We start from the raw sequence: 26,038 nt of genomic DNA, 5'->3' as shown, positions 1-26,038 counted from the left end.
AATTAACTCAATTGAAAACTATTCTTACGATCCCCATAAAGTCTTAAAATATTGTTAATTTCAGCCAAACCTCTCGACCTTCAACTTACAAGTATCACCCCAAAATCACTATGGCTATCGGCTACATCGCGCTTGTACTCCACGCACATCTGCCCTTCGTTCGTCACCCGGAAAGTGACTACGTGCTGGAGGAAGAATGGCTCTATGAAGCCATTACAGAAACCTACATCCCCTTATTGAAAGTATTTGAAGGCTTAAAGCGAGACGGTATCGACTTTAAAATCACGATGAGTATGACACCCCCTTTAGTGTCAATGCTTCGCGATCCTCTGCTTCAAGAACGCTATGAAGCGCACTTAGCCCAACTAGAAGAACTTATAGCATTAGAGGCAGAACATAATGTCAACAACGGACATCTTCGTTATTTAGCCGAACATTACGCTACTGAGTTTAGTGAAGCGCGTCAGCTATGGGAACGCTATGGCGGGGACTTGGTGACAGCTTTTAAGAAGTTCCAAGACAGTAACAACCTGGAAATTATCACTTGTGGCGCTACTCACGGCTATTTACCGTTGATGAAAATGTATCCACAAGCAGTATGGGCGCAAATTCAGGTAGCCTGCGAACATTACGAACAAACCTTTGGACAAGCACCCAGAGGCATTTGGTTGCCGGAATGTGCCTACTATGAAGGTTTAGATCGGATGCTAGCTGATGCTGGGTTACGCTACTTCCTCACTGATGGGCATGGCATCCTTTATGCCCGTCCCCGGCCGCGCTTTGGCACTTATGCCCCAATTTATACAGAAACTGGTGTTGCTGTTTTTGGTCGAGATCATGAATCTTCCCAACAGGTATGGTCTTCTGAGGTGGGTTATCCTGGAGCGGCGGAATATCGAGAATTTTATAAAGATTTGGGCTGGGAAGCAGAATATGAGTACATCAAGCCCTACATTATGCCCAATGGTCAGCGGAAAAATACGGGCATTAAGTATCACAAAATTACAGGGCGTGGCTTAGGTTTATCAGATAAGGCGCTCTACGATCCTTATTGGGCTAGGGAAAAGGCAGCAGAACACGCTGCTAATTTTATGTATAATCGAGAGCAGCAATCTGAACATCTCTATGGTATAATGCAACGACCGCCAATTATCGTTTCGCCTTATGACGCAGAGTTATTTGGACATTGGTGGTATGAAGGCCCTTGGTTCATTGATTACCTATTCCGCAAATCATGGTATGACCAAGGAACATATCAAATGACCCATTTAGCAGACTATTTGCGAGATCAGCCAACGCAGCAAGTCTGTCGTCCTTCGCAGTCGAGTTGGGGTTTCAAAGGTTTCCACGAGTATTGGTTGAATGAAACGAATGCGTGGATTTATCCGCATTTGCATAAAGCCGCTGAACGGATGATTGAAATCTCGCACTTGGAACCAGAGGATGAGTTGGGGGAAAAAGCATTGAACCAAGCAGCGCGGGAATTGTTATTAGCACAATCTTCCGACTGGGCTTTTATTATGCGGACGGGAACGATGGTACCCTATGCAGTTAGACGGACGCGATCGCACCTGATGCGATTTAATAAGCTCTATGAAGACGTTAAAGTTGGCAAAATTGATAGTGGTTGGCTGGAAAAAGTCGAGTTAATGGATAACATCTTCCCCGAAATCAACTATCGCGTCTACCGTCCGTTATAGTCTCATACAAAGTAATCAACAGTAGTAAGGTGGGCATTGCTCACCTTACATTACTAGTAAGGAGCGTTTACTTCGGCACCTTTCGGCTTCGCTCAAGGCAAGAAGCTCAGTACAAGTATTTTACCAACAACAGAGCAAGCCTTAGCCTGTGTACGGGTTTGTCAAATGCTGTCAAATCTTTATAAAGATATCCGCTTATTTCGAGTTGACGACAAAACTGGAGAAGTTTACATTCTATCTGCGGATGAACTGCAAATTATTGTTTATCGCAATGGCGAATGGGAGTTTGTCAATAAACCAGAATTATGAGCAAATGAGTTTTTCAGAATTGAGAGCTTATGTCGTAGAAAACTGTGAAGATATTGAAGCTATACGTTTTTTGATGAGTAAACGCGACCCTAATTCTCCAAAGTATCCTATGCCGATGACAGAAGCTGATATGCAAGCCCAGATGGAAATCATTAGGCGCAAGATTAATGGAGAACTTTGAGATTATTGTCTAACTTCAGTAAGCATAATTAGGGTGGGTAAATCATACTCACCCTATTATTTTATTAACACTGCCGGATTTAGCTAAAGGCTATCTGGATCGATATTTAATTCTCGGAGTTTAGCAGCTAATCTTTGCGCTTTCTCTTCTGCGGCTTGCCGTACAGTTGCTTCCTCTTCATGAGTTAGCAGTGTTTCACCCGTAGCTGGATTGTAAAAACGCAGTTTTCCTGCTTCCAGGCGCAACTCTAGCCCCAAAACTTGACTGGGTAAGGACACTGTACCATCTAGCAGGGTATTGGCTGCCACTAGGAAATAATTTCCATCGACCAAGTGTAAACCCTGGAGTTGGGGATTGAGATAATCCCCTGTGGGGTCATATTGGAAATATTCACGCACTCCCAAAAAGGCGTAAATTCCTTTCTTTGCCCCTTGGTCTTTGCTGCGGGTGGTTTTTGAGGTAATCTCTAGAACGAACTCTGGGGTTTGATTATTTTCTTCCCAGGTTTTGTAAGAGCGTTTGTCACGGTTTTCCACTCCAAACACCACAAATACATCTGGGGCTACGACTGATTCTGGATAACCTTTTTCGTAGTAAATAAATAAATTACCAGCCACGTATACATTTGGACGATTTTGGAAATAAATCCGCAGCGCATTTCTTGCATAAGTCAGGTAACTGCACTGGATATCTCCTTCAGCCATTGGCTTACCGTCCTCATCTGGATACTCTATTGGGGTAACGAAGATATACTCTACTGAGGCTGTCATGGGTAGTACCTCAACTCAACTAGGGCTAGATTCAATACTATCGCTCAAAATCCTGTTGCCATGACTGGGAGGTTGAGAAATCACGAAAAATTCCAAATCGCGTAGGCGTAGCTAGCCGTAGGCATCGCTTTCATTGAGCATCTGAATGAGAAATATTAGACGTTTCCAGATAAGATAAAGAAAAACTGGTGCGATCGCTAGTGCAGCGACTTGTTATGACGCAACCCCAAACCGAGAAATGTTCGCTTACTCTAGTTGACTGTCGCTTGTCAAATATGCAGCAAGCTCTTCTGAAATAACAAAACGAGCAACATCATTATAAGTAATTTCGTAAATCAGTCCGTAATTCTCTAAAATTCGTAATTTATTTCTCAAATGAGAGTGATCTTCAAAATAATACGCGAGAACCATGTTATTAGGGTCTGAATTGTAAACCCATTTATTGCTTAAAATGACAAATTCACGGATAAACGGATACTCACACAAGCCATTTTTCATATCTGCTAGAAGCTCTGGAATTAGTTTCTCAACGGACGAGAATACACTGTCTGATTGTTTAGGTAACAGAAGGCTGGGCTTAACGACACTCTCACGTGAAACTCTTAACCCTGAAAGCGTCTTCTCGATTTTTTCGAGTGTCCGTACCATTTTTTCAGGATTATCGTTCCTGATGGTAATTGGTGGAAGTGAGCCAACAACTTCAATTGGTGTTTCATAAATATAACGATTTGCAGAAAGATCGTAGTACTCTACTTCAAGACGAATATCTTTTCCAAATTGCTCTTCTGCTTGAAAAAAAGTTGCTACATCAAAGAAGAAAGGATTGTGGCGATCAATGAGAGATAGTTTTAGCGGAAAAAGTTTTTCAGAGTTCTTCATTATCTGAGGTGCAGGCGAGATTGTAATCTTGACATCGACTGCTGGAGCTTCGGTAAGAGCAAGAATACCAAGTTGAATAGCTTGTTCTTTTTCTGGTTTAAGTCGAAACAGATGAGTTAATCGCGGTTTTGAAAAGTGCCGTTTAGCCCAAATAGCATCAACAATAAAGTGTTTAGCCTGAACTGTATGGGCACCTGCTCGGATGTAGTAGTGCTTATCTGGAGCCATGTGTGGAGCAAAATAACTCTCATGAATCACAACTAGCAAAACTGCTGAATCAGTTTGGATTGTTCCTCTACCAGATGGATCTTGTATTAGCTTGAGGTCATAACTAGGAACTGGCTCTACTTGACTGATTATTTGATCAACCCAATCGCGTAAATCCTGCCTTCCAATCTTCAGAGGCAACCCCCTATCCGCATTACCATTACCTTCAACACCACCAACAAAGCACCCGCCTCCAGAATTCGCAAAGCCTGACACTGCACAGCCTAGTTTCTTTTTGAGTTCATTGTGTGAAGTCTCGCTTGACTTGAATTCAAAATTATCATCCTCTGCAATTGGAAGTTGCGTTAAGTCAAAGGTTTCGAGGTTGATTTTAGACATACTGTTAAACAATAATACCAATAACCTCAAATTAACACTGGACAGATTCTTCCATAAATCCTTTTTCAAAAAGGTGTATTTTGTTTGTGCTTTTAAAACATTTTCGCTCAAATACTAGCAGTTAAGTCCAAAATTTCCAGGCTTTGTGTAACTAACATATAAAAAAGACAGGCAAGATGCCTGTCCTACAAGAAATGATTTAGCAAAGAATTTAGAAATTCATTTCAGCAGCTTGGACTTTTTCAACCTGCTTCTTCTTCAGCACAAGCATAACTTGAGCTAACATTACAAGAGCGATGAACGCAATCATCCATTTGACTCTAGAAGCGTCTTGCAATACGATTTCTGCATCTATTTGACCGAATCCACCGACGTTCGGGTTGCTGGTCAAAGCATCACCAGTCTTAACTGCTTGACCTTCGGAAACAAGCAGGTCTGGCCCTAAAGGAATCGTATCAACGACAACATTACCCGATTCAGGTTGGATGTTTACTAAATATTTAACGTTACCGTCTCCATCTTCCTCTTTAGCAATCTTGGTAATTGTGCCAGTAGCGGAAGCGTTGTAAACATTGTTATTGCTCTTTTCACCTGTGGGAAAAACTTGTCCGCGTCCCCGATTACCACCTACGTGAACTGAATATTTACCGAAGTGGATGTTTTTGTCGGTTGCGGGGTTGGGAGAAAGAACTGGGAAGACGATTTCCTGATACTGTTCACCGGGTAAAGGGCCGACGATGACGACGTTATCTTTGTCTTCGCTGTAGGGTTGGTAGAAAGTGTCGCCAACTTCTTCTTTAAGTTCTTCGGAAAGACGGTCTTCAGGAGCAATCTTAAAGCCTTCGGGTAGCATCAGTACAGCGCCGACGTTCAAGCCAACTTTAGAACCATCGGCACCAACCTGCTGGGCGCTCAAATCGTAGGGGATTTTCACCACAGCTTTGAATACAGTGTCAGGTAGCACCGATTGGGGAACTTCCACTTCTGTAACCTTGGCGGCTAGGTGACAGTTGGCACAAACAATTCGCCCTGTTGGTTCGCGGGGGGTTTCGGGATAGGTTTGCTGTGCCCAAAAGGGATAGGCAGCAGCTGATTGGGGAAGGGCTAGATCGCTGGTGAAGTAAAATGTCACAGTAGCGATCGCTATGAGCAATGTTTTTACAATCGCTCTAGCACTGCGAGTTAACCTCGCTGTTATGAAAACATTTCTCATCTCTATAAGGGCGACAATTGAATTAGTCATTAGTCATTGGTCATTAGTCATTAGTCATTAAGCCCTGAACGAAGGACGAATGACTAAGGATTAAGGACAAAATTATTAAGCCCACCAAGCTGCATCGCCGGTGCGGAAGTCGGTTTCAGTCCAAGGGGTCAAAACGATTTTGTCGTCTTTTACATTGGTATGGGCCAAAGGTAAAGACAATGGTGCTGGGCCCCGAACAACCTTACCAGTTTCGTCATACTGGGAACCATGACAAGGACACTTGAATTTGTTCTCAGCAACATTCCAGGGGACGACACAACCTAAGTGTGTGCAGATGGCGTTAATGCCATAATCTTTGATCGCCTCTTTGCTGTCTACCACAATATAGGTAGGATCTCCCTTTAGTCCTTGGACTAGGTTGCGATCGCCTGCGTTCCGATTTTCTAGAAATTTAGTGACACTAACATCGTTACCTAGCTCGTCTTTTGCCGTTACACCGCCACCAGCACCACCTGCTGCTGGTGGAATAAAGTACTTGACAACGGGATACAATGCACCCAGAGCTACTCCAGTGACAGTCCCAAAAGTGAGCAGATTCATGAACTGACGACGCCCCATATCGGGCACGTCTGCTGATTCAGAAAATTGAGCCATAATCTACGCGCTCTTTGTGTATTTTGTTAAGCATTTTGACAAAAGTACTAGTACTTGAGCAACTCTTGTCTAAGTCGAAATGCTAGCGCTCACAACGATGCCATAATTCTTTGTTCCAAGATATAAAAAGCATCTTTTCTGTTAGCATTACATTTCTTTATATCCTTATCATACTGGAGTCACGGAACTTAACATCATAACTAAATGTAAAATCTGATTGAGAAAAGCTATGACAGGACAGGAATTACGCCAGATATTGCTTGATAAGTGGGGATACTCTTACGATGTCCAGTTCCGGCGGGCACAGGGAAAGATATTTTTGCAAGTAATGTGGAAATATCTGGAGCAAGCTTCTTTTCCCTTGAGTGAGGTGGAGTACCAAGAACATCTTGATAGCATTGCCAATTATCTTCATGGCTTGGGTGGGTCAACACAGGTACAAACTTTTATTGCCCAAACACGCGATCGCCCCCGGCTTGGCAAAGCTGTTAGCATCCCTCTAGATTTGGGTGAACGTTCTTCGGAATGGATATTATGACTGATTACTACATTAACGTTAATAAATTTCTGAGTATTTACAGTATTTTTTATTCAAAAATACCTTCAGAAAAAATATTGACAAATTGGAGGAAACTCAAATGAGCCGCCAACCATTGCTAGATCCAAATCGTTCGTATACTTTTAGTAATTACTTTGAGTTAGGGTTTGCGGTTGACGATTTAGTTGCGGAATTTGGTTATTCGTTCGAGCGGAAATTTATTGATTTACCTCAATATTCTGGCATATTAGACCGACTTGCTGACCTCAAGCAGCGAATTGAGGAAGTTTTACCCTATGTAGATTTGGAGAACGAAGCTACACGCCGAGAAATCCTAATCGCGCCAATTGTTGCCGATTTAATTCACTATTCCTGCGCTAAATTACGAATTGAATACACTATTAAAGTTGATAACCGACTTCAAGGTAATTTTGATTATTTCCTCAAAACACAAACTAATTTAATTGTGATTGAAGCCAAGCAAGCAGATATAAATAGGGGATTTACACAACTAGCAGTTGAGATGATAGCTCTTGATAGGTGGACTGATTCCACTCAAACAGAAATATTAGGAGCAGTAACAACAGGTAATGTTTGGCAATTTGGCAGATTGTATCGACAGACACAGCGTATTGAGCAAGCAATCAACCTTTATCGAGTTACCGAAGAGTTGGAAATGGTGGTTAGGATCTTACTAACCGCACTTATCAACTAAGTTGAGATTTTTTGGAATATCGTTATTTACCTGTAAGCTTCACCAGTCCAACACCGCCGAAATAAAGCGCTAAAACTGCTCCAGCTAAGAGACTTTGAGTCAAGGGGTCAGTAGAAGGTGTGAGGACGGCTCCTAAAACCACTGCTCCCATAATTACGTAACGCCAACCAGAAACCATGCGTTCTGACGAGACAATGTTCAAATTACCGAGCAACAGTTGGATGATAGGAATTTGAAATGCTAAACCAGTGCTGAATAACAATAGCAGCACAAATTCAAAATATTTATCAATTGACCAAAGTTGTTCGACTACATCTGCTCCGTAGCTAATGAAAAATTTCAACGCTGCGGGGATAAGAAGTAAATAGGCAAATACTAAACCCGCCCCAAATAGCACACTCGAACCTAAAACCACAGGCCCTAGTAAACGGCGTTCGCGGCGAGTCAGTCCTGGAAGCACAAACTGGATAATCTGGTAAAGAATGAAAGGACTAGTAAGTACGAAGCCAGTGTATGCTGCAACTTTCAGGGAGACAAAGAAATATTCTCCAGGTGCAAGTTGGAGAAATTTTACTCCTTGTGCTGGAACCTCAAGTAACTGGACAATCGGCTTAACGGCAAAGAAACAGCCAATAATGCCTACTGCTACGGCAATCAACGAATAGAAAATCCGCTGCCGCAACTCTTCTAGATGGTCGAAAAGGGACATTTCGACTTCACCAGGCAACTCATCAAGAGGATCGGTGTCTGAGTTGTCATATCCTTCTGGGTCGAGGTTAGGAACGTTTACAGTATCTACGTCTTGTGAAGGCGTCACGTCGCTTCGCTCCGAATTCAAAATTCAAAATTTGTACTGAGCGTAGCCGAAGTATTCAAAATTCACGCATTAACAATCCCCTAAATTTATTTATGGGCTTGTATCATGAGTGTTTGTCGGTCATCGACCATTTCGGTGACTCAGCATTCTTCATTATTTTATCTGGGGAATGCAGTTATTAAGATATGTTTTTGGGTGCTGTGGGTTTTTTTTCCTGTTTTTTGGGTTTGCATCTGCATAAGTTAGTAGGAAGCCATCTTGTAGGCAATGCCTAACCTAAAAAAAGGTGGAACCGATAATTTAGAAATCACGTCTTTGTAGCTAGTAGCGCTGCATAAATTCACACAACATCAACATTTTATACTCAGTTTTAAAAATCCGGTTCATCAAGGTGGCATCTATACATAGGGTAATCGGAAATTGTTAACTGAGGTTAGGTATGAACCGGATAATTTGCATTGCCCTCATGGCATTGCCTGTTTATTTATACAATGTTGAGCTAGGCAATACTTCTAGTAGTGACGTGACAATTGTTAAAAACCAATATCCCACAATAGTTGCTCTAATTGCTTACAGTACAAATGCTCAGTTACACATCTTGCCGTGGCAAATATCAGCTAGAGATGACCAAACCGAAGATTGCCTTCGTGCTGGCACTTGCAAAGATTGATACTAATTCGTAATTTGTAATTCGTAATTACGGCAGCCCATCATCAAAGAAAATTAATGGTTGTAGAAAATCAACGTACAGTAGTGGTTACAGGAGCCTCAACAGGAATTGGTCAAGCGTGTGCTTTGCTTTTAGACCAATTGGGCTTCTCTGTTTTTGCTGGAGTGCGTCAAGATGTTGATGCTCAAACGCTTAAACAGAAAGGGTCACAAAGGCTGATTCCGATTTTTTTAGATGTTACTGATGCTGAATCGATCGCAGCTGCGGTTGATACGGTAACAAATGCAGTTGGTGGTGGGGGAATTTTAGGTTTGGTGAATAATGCTGGAATTGCTGTTCCTGGGCCGTTAGAATTATTAGCGATCGCTGAATTTCAACACCAGATGCAAGTTAATGTCACTGGACAATTAGCAGTGACACAAGCATTTCTTGGTCTTCTACGCCAAAGTCGGGGTCGAATTGTCAATATGGGTTCCATTGCTGGTAGGAGTCCAACGCCGTTTTTGGGTGCTTACAACGCGTCTAAATTTGCTTTGGAAGCACTGACTGATGTGATGCGGATGGAATTACGACCTTGGGGAATCTCGGTTTCAATTATTGAACCTGGTTCGATTGCTACCCCAATCTGGGAAAAGTCTCTTAGTCAATCTGAAATAGCACAGCACGACCTACCACAATCGGCACAAAATCTCTACGGTCAAGCGATGAATATTGTCCGCAAGAAAATGCAGATTTTCGCATCTAAGGGAATTTCTGCGGATATTGTCGCTCAAGTTGTTGTCCATGCGCTGACTGCAAAACAACCCAAGACGCGCTATCTGGTTGGACAAGATGCCAAAATTGGAGCTGTGCTGAAGCATATTTTGCCCGATCAGCTACATGACAAGATAATTTTATACTCAATGGGGCTGTAGATTACTGATTGTCAATACTTCAGAGGTCGTCACTCTGAATGCAAAGGCTGTCATTAACAAAATCATGGTTTTCATCAACAAAATCATGATTTTCGTTAACAAAATCGTGATTTTCATTCACAAAGTCGTGATTTTCATTCACAAAATCATGGTTTTCGTTCACAAAATCGTGCTGATTTAAGAACGAAAAGCAAAATTTAGTCAAAAAGTAACTTTAAACTCAAGTTTACTTAACCAGCGTTTTGGTTAAAAGCCTTATGCTACAAGGATTGTAGATTATTATTTTGTAAAATTGCCGAAAGCTCGTTAATAAATCAAACTGATAATAAGTTCAAGAGAGCTACAAAACTGTACTTAACAGTACCTTTTTTTGTGTTGGATATTTTTAATATTCATAAGAGTACCTTATTTGATATTAGATATTTTTGCTATTTGTACTTATAGTAGTATTTCTGCTTACTTTAACTAAAACATCACCATTAATATGTGCTATATCGAACATAGATATAAACAATTATCCTGAATGCTGCTAGTTTAGTTAGTAGTTTGATTAAAATAAGGCATAAATTACCTAAAATCAATATATTTATCTAGTAAATTTTTGCATCCCCATTCCTGAGTGAACTTGATTAGTTATGCTCCTAGATTTAGAAAGATTTTATCAGGCTTGCAATCCCAGCAGACCTCTAATTATAGGAAACGCTAGCGATCGCAGGTACTATATCGATTTTGCTGCGGTGCGGGGTGGCAAAATTATCGAAGCTTTGCAGCGCACGATCGCTAGAATATCGCCGGATATCCCAACTTGTCAACTATTTACAGGACATCTCGGCTGTGGAAAATCAACAGAGTTGTTGCGCCTCAAAGCTGAGTTAGAAGTGGAGCAATTTCATGTAGTTTACTTTGAGTCTACCCATGTCTTAGAAATGGCCGATGTGGATGTGACTGATATTTTGTTAGCGATCGCTGGACAGGTGAGTGAAAGCCTAGAAGCGATGAAAATTAGGCTCAAACCTACCTACTTTAGCAAGTTGTTTGGTGAACTTGTAGATTTTCTGCAAACGCCAATTGACCTTGGGGTAGAAGCAGAGTTGTCTGTAGGGATTGCCAAAATTACAGCTAAAACTAAAGAAAGTCCCCAATTACGGCGGCGGTTAAGAGATTATTTAGAACCACGAACCGCAAATATTTTACAGTCAATTAATCAAGAATTACTAGAACGTGCTAACAAAGAACTGAAAGCCAGGGGTAAAAAAGGATTGGTGGTGATTGTTGATAACTTAGATCGAGTCGCAATTCGACCTTTACCATCGGGGCGATCGCTGCCAGAATATTTATTTATTCAGCGGGGCGAACAGTTACGCAAACTGAATTGTCATGTAGTCTACACTATTCCCCTAGCCTTGACTTTCTCCAACGATAGCGCCGAACTTCAGCATCGTTTAGGCGGTGGAGTCGCACCAAAAGTTTTACCGATGATACCTGTACGTCTACGCTCTGGTGAGATTTTTCCGCAAGGGCTAGCAATGATGCGGCAAATGGTGCTAGCTAGAGCTTTTCCAGACATTTTACCTAGCGATCGGTTAGGCTTAATTACAGAGGTGTTTGATAATCTGGAAACCTTAGATCGATTGTGCCTGATGAGTGGCGGTCATGTACGCGACTTACTAGGTTTACTGTTTGACTGTCTGCGAGAACAAGATCCACCCTTTGAGCGGGAATGTGTCGAACTGGTGATTCGAAGACAGCGGGATTACCGAGCCAACGCTATCGACCCTCATGAGTGGGAACTAATCTTTCAGGTGGTGCAACAGCAACGAGTTAGAGGTGATATAGAATACTACACCCTTTTGCGAAGTCTATTTGTATTTGAATACCGCGATCATCAGGGAGCTTGGTTTGCCGTCAACCCAGTTTTAGCGGAGACAGAAAAATTTAAATCATGGTTGAAGGACACGCACAAGTAGATATAACAGCAGCTAACGAGCGTGCTTTACGGAGTTTGGGGAGAGCAATTACCCTTTCTAGCGGTCAATTTTCCCTGGTTTTGGTGTGCTGCAATTATCGAGTTTTGCAAGAGCTTATGCTGCAACGACTCGAAGAACTCTCTTCAGGAGTACACTACATTCAAAAGGTAGTTCTGCCGCATAATGCCAGAAGTCTTTACACAAGTATTCATTTACAACTGCTAACCGAAGCTAATCCGCCATCGGCGTTGATGATTTTGGGTTTAGAGTCAGTAGATGGACTCGACGATTTACTGAGGTCTATCAATCATATTCGGGATGAATTTCGCAAACGCCACCCATTTCCCATGATTTTGTGGGTGAACGAGGAAATATTGCAAAAGGTAGTCCGTTTAGCACCAGATTTTGCAAGTTGGGCGGCGACACCGATTCGGTTTGAAATGACAACTCAATCACTGCTGCAATTTCTGCAACAGGAAACTGACTCTTTATTTGCCACAGTGTTAGCAAACGATGCTGCACAACACCAACCTCCTCAAGTTGCAAAGCATTATTTTACTGTCGAGCAAGTCTGGGAACATAGCTATGAACTCCACTTTGCGATTAGAGAGTTGCACAATCGTGGTATTAGCTTAGAGCCAGAATTACATGCTAGTTTAGAGTTTGTTTTTGGTCTAGATAATTATATTAGCGATCGCATCAATACAGGTTTAAGCCATTTTCAGCAAAGCTTGCAGGTTTGGCAAAAATTGGCAGAGACAGGGGAAGCAGGGGAAGCAGGGGGAGATGAGGGGGTATTTTCTTCGTCTACGCCTCCTAATCGCCCATCTCCCCTACTGCTGCGACAGGGAATCTTGCTGTTTTATATTGGGTTGTGTTATTGCCGTTTTGCAGAGCAAAATCAAATAGAAAACCGCCGCCATTGGTATACTGCTAAATCTTATTTTCAGCAATGCTTGAATATTTTGCAGGTGGCTGGGCGTTTAGATATAGTTGCTGGATTTATTAATCAACTCGCTGAGGTTTTGCAATATCTGCAAGAGTGGGAAGAATTGCAGACAGTTGCTCAAAAGTCTCTAGAGTTACATCAAACTTATGGTAGTCAAATCCAATTAGCTTGTGACTACGGTTTTCTGGCGCAGGTGGCTGTGCAGCAGTCGCGGTGGGTACAGGCGAGTATCTTAGCACACGTATCACTGCTGAAATTAGGTGAGGCACAAAAGCAGAACGACCCTTATAACTGCTTATTTCCATTATTATTGGGGCAAATTTACTATTTAGTTTTGGCGAAAGCACAGCGAAATTTAGGTGAGCTAGAAGTTGCTCGTGAATATCTCGACAAGGCGACAAAAGAACTGCCAGCAGCCTTAGAAAGCAGTGCCCATCAATACGATGCCCATCGTTATATTCGCTTATTGCGGAGACTGCGATCGCTCTACTTTGAAGAAGGGCGATATTTAGAAGCCTATTACATTCGACAAAAACGGCGTTCTGTTGAGCAGCAGTATGGTTTTCGGGCTTTTATTGGTGCAGGGCGTTTGCAACCCCAAAGACAGGCGACAAATCCAGCATTGATGTCACCTTCTGGAAGTAGTAGCGTTGCTTTAGAAATTGCGGCTTCTGGTCGAGAGCGTGATATTAATAACTTAATTGGTAGAATTAGCCGCGCCGATCAAAAATTGACGGTGATTCACGGTCAATCGGGGGTGGGTAAGAGTTCTACCGTCACGGCGGGTTTAGTGCCAGCACTGCAAAATCGAGCCATTGGCGATCAAATAGCTGTGCCTGTGGTACTACAAGTTTATACCGATTGGGCACGAGAATTAGGAAAATCTTTAAGTGAGGCGATGTCTAGTGATGCATCCCTGGCGATTTACGCTGATATTCAGCCAGAAGCAGCCATTGAACCGGAGGCTTTGCCTTACCCTGGCACACCGTTCACCATCGGTAGCATTTTACAACAACTCCAAGAAAATGCCGATCGCCATTTGATCACAGTTTTAATTTTTGACCAGTTTGAAGAATTTTTCTTTGGTTATAGCGATCGCAATCAAAAGCAAGAGTTTGATAAATTTATTAGCGATTGTCTGAATATACCCTTTGTCAAAGTCATCCTTTCCTTGCGAGAAGATTATTTACATCGTTTATTAGACTTTAAACATCTCTCAGCACTGGAAGCGATTAATAATAATATTCTCGACAAGCATATCCGCTATCAGTTAAATAATTTTTCGCCAGAATATGCTAAAGCAATTATCCGAAAATTGACGGAGCGATCGCAGTTTAATTTAGAACCTGCTTTAATTGATGCCTTAATCGAAGATTTATCCACAGAATTTGGAGAAGTCCGCCCCATTGAATTACAAGTTGTGGGAGCACAAATTCAAGATGAACGCATTACTACACTAGAAGAATATCAGCCATATAGACCCAACAAACTCATCGAACGATATATTAAGGAACTAATTAAAGACTGCGGCACAGAAAATGAACGAGCCGCTTTACTCGTCTTATACTTATTAACAGATGAAAGCAAGAACCGACCTTTTAAAACTCGTGCTGAGTTAGCGGCGCAGCTATCAGAGTTAGAAAATGCTGATAAATTAGAGTTAGTATTAGAAATTTTAGTGCGCTCCGGTTTAGTAGTTCTCTTTCCTGATGTCCCAGAACGCTATCAACTGATTCACGATTATTTAGTAGACTTGATTCGCTACCTGCAACAACAAGAATCGAGCTTACAGGTACAGCTAAATCAGTTGCGCTACAAAGTAGAACAAAGTAAAGCTGAGATTGAGCGACTTAAGAGCGAACTTAGTCAAAATAAGCAGCGTTCTAAATTGGTTGCTCCTCATCCCCAACAGGGATTAGACTTACTAACAGAACTGCGAGAATTACACAAGCGGGAAGAATTAAGTCAGTTAGAAATTGAGCAATTACGAGCTGAACTTAAAGAAAAAGAGTTAACAGCTAAACTTGCTGAAAGTCAAAAGAAACAAAGACTTAGTGAAGCTCAATTAAATCGTTCACTGAAAATTGCTCTAACCGCTTCCGTTCTCGCCATCTTGGGATTAAGTGTTTCCATAGTGACAGCAGTAGATAGCGAAATTAAAACCCTCAGTGCATCCAGTGAAGCCCTCTTTGCCTCGCAAAAAGGTATTGATGCCTTAAAAGAAAGTTTAAAGGCAGGGAGAAAATTACAACAAACAGTCTGGGTAGATTCCTATACAAAAGAGCAAGTACAGACGGCGCTTTATCAAGCAGTTTCAGGGGTAAGAGAATATAACCGCTTGGACGGGCATATATCTGGCGTCAATAGTGCTACATTCAGCCCCGATCGCTCTTTAATTGCCTCAGCTAGTGCGGATACTACAATCAAACTCTGGCATCCCGATGGTAGCTTAGTCAAAACCTTGTCGGGACATGAAGATGTGGTTAATAGCGTCAGTTTCAGCCCAGATAGTCAAATCATTGCTTCCGCCAGTCAAGACAAGACGATAAAACTTTGGAGTCGAGAAGGTCAATTGTTTGCCACCTTATTAGGGCATCAGGGTGTAGTGAATAGTGTTAGTTTCAGCCCAGATGGCCAGGTTATTGCTTCAGCGAGTACAGACAAAACAGTGAAACTGTGGAGTCGGGATGGTAAGCTGCTCAAAACTTTACAGGGACATGATGGTGCAGTTTTGAGTGTCGCTTGGTCAACCGATGGTCAAACTATTGCTTCCGGGAGTGCTGACAAGACAGTGAAATTGTGGAATCGGGATGGTAAGCCGCTCAAAACCTTGCAGGGACATGAGGATGCAGTCAAAAGTGTAGCTTGGTCGCCCGATGGTCAAACAATTGCATCTGCTAGTTTAGACCAGACAATCAAGCTGTGGAATCTGGAGGGAAAGCTACAGCGAACCTTATCAGGTCATAGTGCTGGAGTTACCAGCGTCAATTTTAGCCGCGATGGTAATACGATCGCTTCTGCAAGTACTGATGAGACAATCAAACTCTGGAGTTCTGAAGGTGTGCTGTTGGGAACCCTGAAGGGACATAATAATTGGGTGAATAGCGTCAGTTTCAGCCCAGACGGTCGTACCCTTGCCTCCGCCAGTCGAGACAAAACTATTAAACTTTGGCATTGGGACGATGTGTTACTACGAAAGCCCAAAGCCGATAATGATGACTGGGTAACTAGCATCAGTTTTAGCCCAGATAATCGCACCTTAGCAGCAGCAAGCCGAGACAAAACTGTAAAACTTTTCAGTCGTGATGGTAAACTACTTCGTACATTCACGGGGCATCAGGGTCAAGTTTGGGGTGTAGCTTGGTCGCCTGATGGTCAAATAATTGCCTCGGCTAGTAAAGATAAAACAGTAAAACTTTGGAGTCGTGACGGTAAACTGCTCAACACCTTACAAGGTCATAAGGATGCCGTTTTGGGTGTAGCTTGGTCGCCTGATGGTCAAGTAATTGCCTCAGCTAGTAAAGATAAAACAGTAAAACTTTGGAGTCGCAACGGTAAACTGCTCAATACTTTACAGGATCATCAAGAAGCAGTGAATTGGGTCAGCTTTAGCCCTGATGGCAAGTTGCTAGCCTCAGCCAGCGATGATAAAACCGTGAAAATCTGGAGTGTAGAGGGTAAATTACTATATACATTAACTGGTCATAGCCGCCGGGTGAATGGGGTTGCTTGGTCGCCCGATAGTCAAAGTATTGCTTCAGTGAGTATTGATAGCACAGTGAAGATTTGGAGTCGAGACGGGAATTTACTAGATACTCTCACAGGCGATGGCGATAGTTTTATCAGTGTTAGTTTTAGCCCCGATGGTAAGACTCTAGCAGCTAGCAGTGATGACAAAGTGAGGATTTGGAACCGAGCAGGGACGTTGCTGATTGCTTTGAAAGGTAATAAAGATGAGTTGACCAGCGTCAGTTTCAGCCATGACAGCAAGACTCTGGCTGCTGGTAGTGGCAATGGCACAGTAATTTTCCGAGATTTGGCAGATATCCAACTGGAAAAATTACTGGCACGAGGTTGCGATTTGCTACATGATTATTTGCAGACTAACCAAAAAGTAATGAAAAGCGATCGCGCCTTGTGTTCTGGTAGGTGATAGAGAAGAATGTTGAAAGGCGTTATATATTAAATTAATCATCTATCCAAATAATCCTAATTCATGCAAAAAATCGTATCCGATCCAAAAATAATGATGGGCAAACCTGTCATTTCAGGAACTCGTATTACAGTTGAATTAATTCTCGAAAAGCTTGCTGCTGGTGAAACATCTCAGCAAATAATCGAAGCGCATCCGCGACTTAGTGATGAAGGAATTAAAGCAGCTTTGGCATTTGCGGCTCAAGCTTTGCGTTATGATGTGGTTTATCCAACGATTGAGAAAGCTTCTTGAAGTTTTTATGAGACGAAAATTTAGATTGGCATATCGTTGAACGTCTACGGCTAGATGGTCACGAAGTTTTTTATGTTGTGGAAATGCAACCAGGAACTCCTGACGATGAAGTTTTGAACTTGGCTAATAATGAAAGTGCAATTTTGTTGACATCAGATAAAGATTTTGGTGAGTTAGTTTTCCGTTTGCGTCGAATTGCGGCAGGTGTGGTGTTAATTAGGTTATTCGGTTTATCTTCAAATGATAGAGCAGAAATTATTGCTAATGCCATTAATGAACACGTAAATGAATTATTAGGAGCTTTTACTGTTATTTCATTGAAAAGTATTCGCATTCGTAAAATAACGTAAATTTTAGATAACATTGAAGTCCCAACTTTACAACGTTCACTAGTTTACATTCATACTTTCTTCTAAAATATTACTTATAACTTGACCGCGAACATTACGCCCTTTTCTACTAGCAGTACCTTGATGTGTATAATAATAATATTGAGCAAACATATTTTTGGATACATTTTCTTTTTTATTTATATGTAGTTCTTCTTCTAAAGATTTTAAAGCATGAGCTAAAGTTTGCTCTTGAGGTAAATAACCATATTTGTTTTTTATTTTAATTAATTCAACAATTAAAGTAAATAAACTAGACTTCTTTATCCACAAGCTATCTGGAGGAAGATGAGAGCCAATAATTAATTTAGATGCTTCATTAAAACTATTAGACATTAATTCTTTATTTTGATATTCATTATTATACTTTTCTACATAGGTTTTTACTTCTTTATCACTATTAAAATAACCACCTTCTTCTATTGTTGACATAATTAACAATACATATTCAAGGTCTTTCATACGAGAAAATTCACCTTCACTAAATACCTCTAAACTTGTAAAAAGAGCATTATTTTCTAGAATATCTTTAGCAGTTGTGATGAACTCTCCTTCGTATAAAGAGTTGCTAATCTCTATTGCATTAAGTGCGTATTGTACAGAGTTTATTCTCTTAAAAACTTCTCTTATTTCACTTTCAGGAATTCTTCCTAAATCTCTGACGACAACTGTGTAATCAAAAAAATCTGTTTTTTCTTGTGTAGACAACTTTTCAAACTTCCTGATGTTTTTTATAGTGAATTCTGGTGATGCTGTGACATATTGGTAGATTGTACTTAATCTTTGTTGACCATCTACAACAAGCGTTTTTGATGTTTGAATATCAAGATCAATTTCACCATCAGCGAGATATACTTCAGGAAAAGGAAGTTTTAATAAAATTGTTTCTATAAATTTTTCTTTATGTGCATCATTCCATACAAGCTTTCTTTGAAAAGATGGAGCAAGTATTAAAGTACCAGTTTTCATCATATTAAATAAATCTAAAACTTTTTTATTAGTTGCAATACCATTTTTGCTCATTTTAAACATCCTCCTATCTCAGATTTTTGATATTCTGTATATGATATTTTTCAAACAGATCGGAATTATAATAAATACCCGCTGCTATTTTTTGGGGTGTATATTTATAAGAGATTGATTTAAAATATTCAAACCACTCATTTTTACGAGAATATTTAAATGGAAATAAATCTGGTCTTAGCCACCCTTTAAAAAAATATTTTAAAAAGTTTTTATATTTTTTTTCTTCTTTGTCAGTTCTAGATACCAGATTTATGTCGAAATCATATAACTCTGACCAAAATTTTTCAAAAATTTCTTTAGATATAATAGCTATATCTATATCTGATTCTTCAGAAAAAGAATTCCATAATTTCCTTGGAGCTATACTAAATCCTAATTTAGCTGAACCAACCATCAGTACACATTCTGGTCTTTCTTCAAAATAAGTAGCAATTTCATGTTTGAGGTCAAAATATTTATCTTCATCATCTTTAAAAACATAAGGCGTACCATGTATTATATATTTTTGAACAATTAATTTCTCTGTTAGAGAGTAATCACTTAATGCTGCTTTGAATATATCAATCTTTTGATTAATATGGCTTTGGTCAATTATTAGAGTCTGCCACATGGAGTATTTTATTTAATCAACATAACTTGAGCCAAGTTTTTATGGCTAAAAATACACATAATAGTAAATGTTAAAAGCTATCAAGTCAATAAGTGTATATACTTGAATAAATAGTAATTTGATTTTTTAGCTTTGTTAGGCCGAACAAAAGACACAGAATTTACGAACTATTAATAGTCACAGAATACAATCGGATAATTAAAATAAATATTTTCACAAAAAAGCGATCGCTTCTGACACCAACCAAAGGTGCGTAGGCGTAGCCCATCGGAGATATCGCTTTCTGTTACCTACCTCAAGCCGTTGTTTCAGAACTACGGCAGGAAAACCAGCCAGGACTCATAAACAAAGCTATACATCTTGGTAGGATTGAGTGAAGTACCCGTCAGCAAGGGAGCGAGGGCGATGTACGCAACCGTCACACAACCACTGACTTTTGAAGAGTTTCTTGCCTGGGACGATGGTTCAGGCAGAGAGTTTGAGCTTTTGGATGGGATTCCCGTGCCATTATCAGAACCAAATGCAAATCATGAGGATTTGATCGAGCGACTGTGTGCCTACTTAGAAAATCACTGCCAAGAGAATGACCTGCCTTACGTGTCGCGCCAGTCCAAGCAGGTTAGGCTCAAAACAGCACCAGGAGAAAAGGAAAAAAGCCGGAAAGCAGATATTGTCATATTTGCTAGAGAAGAATGGCAGAGGATGAAAACTAGCTCTAGTTCTGCTGCTGCATATATTCCACTACCCGGAATCATTGAGGTCGTTAGCAACAACTGGAAGGACGACTATCTGACAAAACTTGCTGAATATGTTCGCGTAGCGTCTCGAAGAGAAGACTTGGGCGTTTTCGAGTACATCATTGTGGACTATGCTGCTTTTGGTGGCATTCGGTTCATTGGCTCTCCCAAGCTGCCAACCATTACAATCTACCAACTTGAAGATGGAGAGTATTTACCCCCAAAGGTGTTTCGAGGGCAGGATCAAATTGATTTTAGATTGTTTGGGAACATTCCCTTAACGGCTGAACAGATTTTTGCAATGAGTCGCTGATTAGCAACGAGGAAATTTATTCTAGTCGTCTTCTCGCCACAATCGCCCAACGCTAATCAAATGTGGTGTAGCTGGCTGCATTATTTACACAGGTTGTAGATTGAGCGATCGCACCCAAAAAATCATTACATAATTAAATATGTGACATTGGTGTATGTATTAATACGGTGCAACAACACAGAAAGACCGACCGACTCAAGGTAACAAAGACACTGTAAGAGCGATCGCTATTATCACAGCACAAGTATATTTTGTATAAAAGTATATTTATCATGAACCTTGAAATAGATTTTTTTATTTTAACTAAAAATCTAGGTAAACATACTAATACACTGTGACAGAAATTTGCTTACCTTTAACAAGGGACTTGAGTAGGGACAATTCATGAATTGCCCCTACTTGTCTGCTTGCTTAATTGAGATGGTAGCTGGATTTGCGCCGCACTCTATTAGGCTGTGATTTGTTTATTTTTCTCAGCTTAATTTCGGTCTAATCATGATCAAAAACACTATTTTAGAGCCTCTAGTAACTGATATTCGGTGTGAAGAAATTTGTCAGATTTTGGGAGAGACTTACAATCAAGAACGCTGGAACGATTGGCGCTGGCAAATGCGGCATCGATTGACTAAGCTAGAACACTTTCAGAAATTATTAAGGCTTAGTACTACTGAAGAACAGGGACTTTTAATTGCACCAGAAAAGTTTGCTGTAGCTGTAACCCCATACTTTGCATCACTACTCGATCCAGAAGATCCGCTTTGCCCATTACGGTTACAAGTGATACCACGGCAAGAAGAATTAATCACTAGTCCAGCAGACATGGTAGATCCATGCGGTGAAGATAACGACACTCCAGTGCCAGGACTCGTACACCGCTACCCTGACCGAGTATTGCTGCTTGCCCTAGACAGCTGCGCCGCTTATTGTCGTTACTGCACCCGCTCTCGTTTGGTGAGCCAAGGTGAGATGTACCCAGTAACGCGGCGGTTGGATGCGATTGCTGCTTACCTGGAGGAACACACCGAGATCCGTGATGTGCTAATTTCCGGTGGCGATCCTTTATTGATGGCTGATGAACCTTTAGACAACTTGCTTAGGCGGCTGCGTGCCATTAAGCATATTGAATTTATCCGCATTGGTTCCCGCGTGCCAAGTTTCTTACCGCAGCGAATTACACCAGAACTGGTTGCCTTGCTTCGTAAACATCGTGTGTGGCTATCTTTGCACTTTTGTCATCTGCGAGAACTTACTCCAGAAGTCGCACAAGCTTGCGATCGCCTAGTTGATGGCGGCATTCCTTTAGGCAGTCAAACCGTACTGTTAAAAGGTGTGAATGATTCTGAAAAAGCCCTGAAGAATCTGTTTCACGGTCTTCTCAAGCTGCGTGTACGACCCTATTATCTTTATCAATGCGACCCAGTTGTTGGTACTGCACATCTGCGAACGAGTGTGCAAACTGGGCTTGATTTAATTTCTAAATTACGTGGTCATACTACTGGCTACGCTGTACCAACTTATGTAATTGATGCCCCTGGTGGTGGTGGCAAAGTCCCAATTCAAGCCGAGACTCTAGTTGCTTATGATAAGGGCACAGTTACAGTGCAAAATTGGGCAGGTAAGACGTACACCTATGTAGATCCAGTGGAGCAAGGCTAATATCGTGTCCGGCTAAAGACTTATCATTATAGACCGCAGTTCTTGCTGGGGAAAGAGGCTTTTCCGATTTTTGCACAGATGCGGTAATTATAAGTGATTAACCGGACTTGATATAACACTATATATTTGTACACGAGTTGATCGCCATCATCTAAAAGAGCCGATTGGAATATTTTTATTGAGTTCTTGGCAAACCAAAAAGCTAAGTAATAGCAGGAGATTAGTTGGAATGTTGATTGTTGGTAATACAAACCTAAAAGGTCGAGGTGTCTTCGCACAGAAGCACTTTTTGAAAGGAGAGATCATTGAGAGAGTGCCAGTTGTTGTTATATCCGCAGAACAGGTTGAATTCCTAGATAAAACAATTTTGGGCAACTATTACTACGATTGGGAAGATAAAGCTGCGGCGATCGCTCTAGGTTTATCTTCCTTGATCAACCATTCTTACCATCCCAATAGTTATTATGTGAAAAAATTCGCCGACCGAGAGTTGGATCTGATTGCCTACCGAGATATAGAAGCGGGAGAAGAAATTACTGCCAACTACAACGGTTCTCCTGATAATAAATCTCCTATATGGTTTGATGTTGTTGATGAGATATTGTCACTTAATTAACGATTTAGTAATTGGAATTCCTTAATTAAGATATCTGATTTGTACGTTAAAGCTAACAGAGAAAGTTTTCTCACTGGGAATTATCGGGCTATGGGGTTATTTATTGGTCTGTGTTATGACCTGAAAACAGACTACCTTAAGGCTGGTTTCAGTGCCTCTGAGGTGATGGAGTTCGACGATGAAGAAACTATCATCGGGCTGGAAACTGCACTGTTGCAGTTAGGTCATCAGGTTGAACGTGTCGGTAATGGTAAAGAACTTGCTCTGCGTTTGGCAAAAGGCGATCGCTGGGATCTGGTTTTCAATATTGCTGAGGGTTTAAAGGGTCGCTCTCGTGAAGCTCAAGTCCCGGCAATCTGCGAATTATTCGCTCAACCTTACACCTTTTCCGATCCGCTTACCTGCGCCCTGACGTTAGACAAAGCGCTGGCTAAGAGAGTAGTGCGCGATCGCAGTTTGCCGACAGCCCCCTTTGAGGTCGTGAATACTACCGCAGAAGCAGCAGCTGTGTCGCTGCCAATGCCACTTTTCCTCAAACCTATGGCAGAAGGCAGTTCTAAAGGGGTAACTGGACATTCTCTTGTCAAAGAACATGAGGAGCTAGTAAATGCTTATCAAGTGTTACACAAACTTTTTCAGCAACCAATACTCGTGGAAACCTTTCTTCCTGGTAGAGAAGTAACAGTAGGCATTATTGGCAACGGTAGCAACTCACGGGTAGTAGGTGTGATGGAAGTAATTTTTACAGGGCAAGTAGAAGCTTTCGCCTACACCACCCTCAATAAGGATGAGTATTTGGAACGGGTATCTTATCGTTTACTCATAGATCCTGAACCACTGGCAGCACAAGCAAGGCAACTGGCGCTGGATGCTTACCATACTCTTGGTTGCCGTGATGCTGCCCGCGTGGATCTACGCTGCGATGCTAGCGGTGTGTTGCAGTTTATAGAGGTTAACCCATTGCCAGGGCTAGATCATATCCGCTCAGACTTGCCAATTATGGGATGTTTGGGTGGTGTGACATACACAGAAATCATTGCTCAAATAGTCGAGTCTGCATGGCAAAGATATAAATGCTGAACAAGAGGCAGGGGGGCAAACTGACAGGTACAACTAGGTGCAACAAATCTACACCTGTCAGCTACTTCCCCCGCCCCTCTGCCCTTATTTTATGCAATATGAAGTTGCTCAAACTAAACTACAGAGGGATGTTAGGTGATACGCTCATCTTATAGTGTGTTAAATACTGTTACCTAACTGTGGAGAATATACTCATGAATTTATTATTTATGCAAACAGCAGCACCAGCTATAGATGCTGCCCCTCATTTTCCTGTTGCTTTTACCTTGGTGTATGTCGTTGGTTTTATTGCCGCTGTCACCATTGGGTCAATAGCTTGGTACAACTCGAAACGCCCCGCAGGTTGGGAAAGCAAAGAACGTCCTGATTTTGTGCCTAAAGTTGATAAAGAAGAAACTCCAGGTCTGGGTGAACCTAAGTAATAAGCAGTGATCAGTGCTGAGTTTAGTAGTCAAACTTACAGCAGTTTTCATTTATTTTGAACCACATTTACATTATCCAGAACCCCTGTAGAGACCTAGCACTGCGACGTCTCTACATTTGTCTATTAACTCTGCAAAGAGGTTACATTCATATCATCGTTCAATCTGCGAATCAGACGAGATAACTCACGAATGATATTCACCGCAATTTCGGGAGTTTCTTCGATCGCATCATATAGTTGCTCTTGCGTCAGTTCTAAAAATTCACAAGGCTCCAAAGTAGTTGCAGTGGCGGATCGAGGTTGAGTATCGAATACTGCCATCTCACCAAAGTATTTTCCCTGTTCCACCTCTGCCAACTGTTTATTCCCAATGTGAACTTTAACTCGACCGGAGACGACAATATAGAGCGATCGCCCTTCTTCTCCCTGTCGAAAGATGGTGTAATTAGCTGGAAATGACAATTCGTTCATCACTGAAGTGAGCCGCACAATAAAATCATCCCGCAATTCCTTAAAAATTGGGACTCGCCGGACAAATAATAAACGGTCAACACTGGTTAGCATAATTACAAGTTAAAATTCCAACATTACTGAACATCTCACAACTGAAGTCAGAGGGCGATTAGTCATATTAACCGATGTTAAATGCTAGCCGTCAAGGATATCCGAGGCTTTACTATCTGACAAGGGTTCTCTTCAATCAGAGCGATGCCTACGGTGGTCACTGAGCTTGCCGAAGTGCGGTAAACTACGCATAGAAGTTTCTCAAACAATAGCTCAGTATTCAATACTACTCGCTTTGTGCATTTTGAACTCAGAATTTTGTTTAGGGAAAAGGTTAAAAGTTTTTTCTTTCCCTTTTCCGTTCATGAGTGTCAATGGGTAGAAAGCCCAAAATATATAGTAAAATTTTCAATCACTTTTATTTATCCTTTTAAAAAACAAGAGTATTTGCTCTTATTTGGTAGAAAGCCATAATATTGACTCCATGAGCTCCCAAGGTACCTTGCTGAGAAAAAATCACCAATTTGATTGGAGGTGATGCCTCTAAAAATTGGGTAATTGGCTGATAAATAACGAATCTCGATCGGTTGTCGTTAGGAAAACAGTCACAAAATCTCCTAACCTGCCCTCACATTGAGAAGCAGAGAGGACTAAGACAAACAGCCTTGAATTATCGTGAGCAACAATTATGGCTTGGCTAATTAGTACATTATTGATTGGAATCTCTGTCGCTTTTGCAACTACCTTTGACGACAACTTATATTTGACAGCTTTCTTCGGGAAAGTCAATCGTAGCTTTCGTCCTAAGCATATTGTGATCGGTGAATTTCTGGGATTCACAGCCTTAGTGTTTGCTAGTCTCCCTGGTTTCTTCGGCGGTCTGATTATTCCCAGCACCTGGATTGGTTTGCTGGGTTTGCTTCCCATTGCCATTGGTATCAGTAATTTCATTAGTCGAGAAGAGGGAGAGACAGTGCAAGCTGTATCAGTTGACTTAACTTCTCCTATCAAATCTGCACGCCAGAAGAAATCACTATTAGCAACCATCCGCGATCCGCAAACCTACCGCGTTTCCACTGTCACCATTGCCAATGGAGGAAATAACATTGGAATTTATGTACCGTTGTTTGCCAGTAGCAATCTTCCAAGTTTGGGTGTAATTCTGTGTGTTTGCTATTTTACTGTTGGAGTGTGGTGCTTACTCTCTTACAACCTAACTCGTAATCCTCTCATGGCTCCCGTTTTAACTCGCTACGGTCGAAAAATCTTCCCCTTCGTCTTAATTTACTTGGGACTCTCTATCTTAATTAAAAGTGAAACATATCGACTTTTACCTAGTCTGGCAATGCTTGGGAATTAGGTA

Annotated in this window: 25 protein-coding genes and 1 pseudogene; 17 read left to right on the top strand and 9 right to left on the bottom strand. The window is 41.3% G+C overall.

The annotated features are described in order from the left end of the window. Positions 1 to 110: 110 nt before the first annotated feature. The 3 genes from V7K60_RS31350 to V7K60_RS31340 all read left to right on the top strand — a co-directional run bounded on the left by V7K60_RS31350 (position 111) and on the right by V7K60_RS31340 (position 2,190). On the top strand, positions 111 to 1,700 hold the full coding sequence (locus V7K60_RS31350) for a glycoside hydrolase family 57 protein (protein WP_334931583.1): 1,590 nt from the start codon (positions 111 to 113) through the stop codon (positions 1,698 to 1,700). A gap of 117 nt (positions 1,701 to 1,817) precedes the next feature. After that, the gene (locus tag V7K60_RS31345; protein WP_442944500.1) at positions 1,818 to 2,009 is read left to right on the top strand and encodes a DUF6888 family protein; all 192 of its coding nucleotides are present in this window, start codon (positions 1,818 to 1,820) and stop codon (positions 2,007 to 2,009) included. Between the two features lie 4 nt (positions 2,010 to 2,013). Beyond that, positions 2,014 to 2,190: a DUF6887 family protein gene (locus tag V7K60_RS31340; RefSeq protein ID WP_334931579.1), complete on the top strand. Its 177-nt coding sequence runs from the start codon at positions 2,014 to 2,016 to the stop codon at positions 2,188 to 2,190. Between the two features lie 83 nt (positions 2,191 to 2,273). On the opposite strand, the gene V7K60_RS31335 is transcribed toward V7K60_RS31340, so the two are convergent. The 4 genes from V7K60_RS31335 to petC all read right to left on the bottom strand — a co-directional run bounded on the left by V7K60_RS31335 (position 2,274) and on the right by petC (position 6,303). Continuing rightward, positions 2,274 to 2,960 carry a Uma2 family endonuclease gene (locus V7K60_RS31335; RefSeq protein WP_334931577.1) on the bottom strand — a complete coding sequence of 229 codons (687 nt, stop codon included), beginning with the start codon at positions 2,958 to 2,960 and terminating at the stop codon, positions 2,274 to 2,276. A gap of 246 nt (positions 2,961 to 3,206) precedes the next feature. Continuing rightward, positions 3,207 to 4,556 (bottom strand): ATP-binding protein, encoded by a 1,350-nt coding sequence (locus V7K60_RS31330; protein ID WP_334931575.1) that lies wholly within the window; start codon positions 4,554 to 4,556, stop codon positions 3,207 to 3,209. Between the two features lie 100 nt (positions 4,557 to 4,656). Further along, a complete protein-coding gene (petA, locus tag V7K60_RS31325; RefSeq protein ID WP_334931637.1) occupies positions 4,657 to 5,658 on the bottom strand; it encodes a cytochrome f in 1,002 nt (333 codons plus the stop codon). Positions 5,659 to 5,763: 105 nt separating this feature from the next. After that, on the bottom strand, positions 5,764 to 6,303 hold the full coding sequence (gene petC, locus V7K60_RS31320) for a cytochrome b6-f complex iron-sulfur subunit (protein WP_334931573.1): 540 nt from the start codon (positions 6,301 to 6,303) through the stop codon (positions 5,764 to 5,766). A gap of 229 nt (positions 6,304 to 6,532) precedes the next feature. Between petC and V7K60_RS31315 the strand changes: the two genes are divergently transcribed. Both V7K60_RS31315 and V7K60_RS31310 read left to right on the top strand, forming a co-directional pair. Further along, on the top strand, positions 6,533 to 6,841 hold the full coding sequence (locus tag V7K60_RS31315) for a DUF3067 family protein (protein ID WP_334931571.1): 309 nt from the start codon (positions 6,533 to 6,535) through the stop codon (positions 6,839 to 6,841). Positions 6,842 to 6,941: 100 nt separating this feature from the next. Continuing rightward, positions 6,942 to 7,556, top strand: coding sequence for a hypothetical protein (locus V7K60_RS31310; protein WP_334931569.1), 615 nt, complete (start codon positions 6,942 to 6,944; stop codon positions 7,554 to 7,556). Between the two features lie 22 nt (positions 7,557 to 7,578). Here V7K60_RS31310 and tatC read toward each other — a convergent pair whose 3' ends face one another. After that, a complete protein-coding gene (gene tatC, locus V7K60_RS31305; RefSeq protein WP_334931567.1) occupies positions 7,579 to 8,373 on the bottom strand; it encodes a twin-arginine translocase subunit TatC in 795 nt (264 codons plus the stop codon). Between the two features lie 439 nt (positions 8,374 to 8,812). Between tatC and V7K60_RS31300 the strand changes: the two genes are divergently transcribed. Further along, entirely contained in the window at positions 8,813 to 9,043 is a 231-nt protein-coding gene (locus tag V7K60_RS31300; RefSeq protein WP_334931565.1) for a hypothetical protein, read from the top strand. A 56-nt stretch (positions 9,044 to 9,099) separates the two neighbouring features. Next, entirely contained in the window at positions 9,100 to 9,957 is an 858-nt protein-coding gene (locus V7K60_RS31295; protein ID WP_334931563.1) for an SDR family oxidoreductase, read from the top strand. Between the two features lie 19 nt (positions 9,958 to 9,976). Here V7K60_RS31295 and V7K60_RS31290 read toward each other — a convergent pair whose 3' ends face one another. Beyond that, positions 9,977 to 10,120 (bottom strand): hypothetical protein, encoded by a 144-nt coding sequence (locus V7K60_RS31290; RefSeq protein WP_334931561.1) that lies wholly within the window; start codon positions 10,118 to 10,120, stop codon positions 9,977 to 9,979. 472 nt (positions 10,121 to 10,592) lie between these two features. Here V7K60_RS31290 and V7K60_RS31285 point away from each other — a divergent pair, with 472 nt between their 5' ends. The 4 genes and pseudogenes from V7K60_RS31285 to V7K60_RS31270 form a co-directional block, all read left to right on the top strand. Next, on the top strand, positions 10,593 to 11,924 hold the full coding sequence (locus V7K60_RS31285) for a P-loop NTPase fold protein (RefSeq protein ID WP_334931560.1): 1,332 nt from the start codon (positions 10,593 to 10,595) through the stop codon (positions 11,922 to 11,924). Next, on the top strand, positions 11,900 to 17,026 hold the full coding sequence (locus V7K60_RS31280; protein WP_334931558.1) for an nSTAND1 domain-containing NTPase: 5,127 nt from the start codon (positions 11,900 to 11,902) through the stop codon (positions 17,024 to 17,026). The genes V7K60_RS31285 and V7K60_RS31280 overlap by 25 nt, the downstream gene beginning before the upstream one ends. Positions 17,027 to 17,089: 63 nt before the next feature. After that, complete coding sequence (locus V7K60_RS31275; RefSeq protein WP_334931556.1) at positions 17,090 to 17,320, top strand: DUF433 domain-containing protein; 231 nt, start codon at positions 17,090 to 17,092, stop codon at positions 17,318 to 17,320. 23 nt (positions 17,321 to 17,343) lie between these two features. Next, positions 17,344 to 17,670: pseudogene (locus V7K60_RS31270) on the top strand (DUF5615 family PIN-like protein); the annotation flags it as partial. Positions 17,671 to 17,709: 39 nt separating this feature from the next. Here V7K60_RS31270 and V7K60_RS31265 read toward each other — a convergent pair. Together V7K60_RS31265 and V7K60_RS31260 are read right to left on the bottom strand one after the other, a co-directional pair. Next, positions 17,710 to 18,732, bottom strand: a complete 1,023-nt coding sequence (locus V7K60_RS31265) for a DUF262 domain-containing protein (protein WP_334931554.1) — start codon at positions 18,730 to 18,732, stop codon at positions 17,710 to 17,712. A gap of 13 nt (positions 18,733 to 18,745) precedes the next feature. Beyond that, complete coding sequence (locus V7K60_RS31260; protein WP_334931552.1) at positions 18,746 to 19,345, bottom strand: hypothetical protein; 600 nt, start codon at positions 19,343 to 19,345, stop codon at positions 18,746 to 18,748. Positions 19,346 to 19,750: 405 nt separating this feature from the next. Here V7K60_RS31260 and V7K60_RS31255 point away from each other — a divergent pair, with 405 nt between their 5' ends. The 5 genes from V7K60_RS31255 (at position 19,751) to psb35 (ending at position 24,169) form a co-directional block, all read left to right on the top strand. Further along, positions 19,751 to 20,395, top strand: a complete 645-nt coding sequence (locus V7K60_RS31255) for a Uma2 family endonuclease (RefSeq protein ID WP_334931550.1) — start codon at positions 19,751 to 19,753, stop codon at positions 20,393 to 20,395. Positions 20,396 to 20,890: 495 nt separating this feature from the next. Then, the gene (locus V7K60_RS31250) at positions 20,891 to 22,051 is read left to right on the top strand and encodes a KamA family radical SAM protein (protein WP_334931548.1); all 1,161 of its coding nucleotides are present in this window, start codon (positions 20,891 to 20,893) and stop codon (positions 22,049 to 22,051) included. Between the two features lie 229 nt (positions 22,052 to 22,280). Continuing rightward, positions 22,281 to 22,667 (top strand): SET domain-containing protein, encoded by a 387-nt coding sequence (locus V7K60_RS31245; protein ID WP_334931546.1) that lies wholly within the window; start codon positions 22,281 to 22,283, stop codon positions 22,665 to 22,667. Positions 22,668 to 22,757: 90 nt separating this feature from the next. Further along, positions 22,758 to 23,747, top strand: a complete 990-nt coding sequence (locus V7K60_RS31240) for a D-alanine--D-alanine ligase family protein (protein ID WP_334931544.1) — start codon at positions 22,758 to 22,760, stop codon at positions 23,745 to 23,747. Positions 23,748 to 23,941: 194 nt separating this feature from the next. Further along, positions 23,942 to 24,169 (top strand): photosystem II assembly protein Psb35, encoded by a 228-nt coding sequence (psb35, locus tag V7K60_RS31235; protein ID WP_099102136.1) that lies wholly within the window; start codon positions 23,942 to 23,944, stop codon positions 24,167 to 24,169. 125 nt (positions 24,170 to 24,294) lie between these two features. Here the strand turns inward: psb35 and V7K60_RS31230 are convergent, their stop codons facing one another. Further along, entirely contained in the window at positions 24,295 to 24,735 is a 441-nt protein-coding gene (locus tag V7K60_RS31230; protein ID WP_104909222.1) for a Crp/Fnr family transcriptional regulator, read from the bottom strand. 628 nt (positions 24,736 to 25,363) lie between these two features. Between V7K60_RS31230 and V7K60_RS31225 the strand changes: the two genes are divergently transcribed. Beyond that, the gene (locus V7K60_RS31225; RefSeq protein WP_334931542.1) at positions 25,364 to 26,035 is read left to right on the top strand and encodes a cadmium resistance transporter; all 672 of its coding nucleotides are present in this window, start codon (positions 25,364 to 25,366) and stop codon (positions 26,033 to 26,035) included. Positions 26,036 to 26,038 lie beyond the last annotated feature (3 nt).

The organism is Nostoc sp. (assembly GCF_036917555.1).
GTDB lineage: Bacteria > Cyanobacteriota > Cyanobacteriia > Cyanobacteriales > Nostocaceae > Nostoc.
This window is presented reverse-complemented; position numbering and strand designations above follow the sequence as displayed.